The organism is Mesorhizobium sp. Cs1299R1N1, from assembly GCF_037179655.1.
Classification (GTDB): Bacteria; Pseudomonadota; Alphaproteobacteria; order Rhizobiales; family Rhizobiaceae; genus Mesorhizobium; species Mesorhizobium salmacidum.
This window is the reverse complement of sequence record NZ_JAPYKR010000112.1, coordinates 1-571: the sequence shown is the minus strand read 5'-3', so window position 1 is coordinate 571 and position 571 is coordinate 1. Positions and strand designations below refer to the sequence as shown.

The 571-nt window shown below is 66.9% G+C and carries 1 protein-coding gene; it reads right to left on the bottom strand.

Annotated elements, in window-relative coordinates:
- Positions 1 to 13: 13 nt before the first annotated feature.
- A partial coding sequence (tnpC, locus tag O7A70_RS33945) for an IS66 family transposase (RefSeq protein ID WP_337144223.1) occupies positions 14 to 571 on the bottom strand: 558 nt, incomplete at its 5' end.

Here is a 571-nt window from a genome sequence, read left to right as displayed (position 1 = left end):
GTAACCGCTGTTCTCAGGCCACGGCCTTGAGTGGCGCGGGGGCATAGGCCCAGGGCAGCAGGTCGTCGAGCTGGCTTTGCGGATGGCCTGCGACGATGCGGGTGATGACGTCGGCGAGGTAGGCGTACGGGTCGACGCCGTTGAGTTTCGCGGTTTCTACGAGCGAGGCGATGGTCGCCCAGTGCTCGCCACCGCCGTCGGAACCGGCGAAGAGCGCATTCTTCCGATTGAGGGCGATTGGCCTGATCGAGCGTTCGACGACGTTCGAGTCGATCTCGACGCGGCCGTCGTCGAGGAAGCGACCAAGTCCGGCCCAGCGCGCGAGCGGGTAGCGGATTGCTTCGGCGAGCTTGCTCTTCTGGCTGACCAGGGCGAGCTTCTCGCGCAGCCATGGCTGGAGGGTATCGATGACGGGGCGGCTTCTCTCCTGGCGGGCGGTGCGCCGCTCTTCGGGCGAGCGTCCCCGTATCTCGCTCTCGATCTTGTAGAGCTCGGCGATGCGCTGGAGCGCCTCCGTGGCGATCGGCGCGGGTCCGGACTGGGCCAGTTCGTAGAAGCGTCGACGGACATG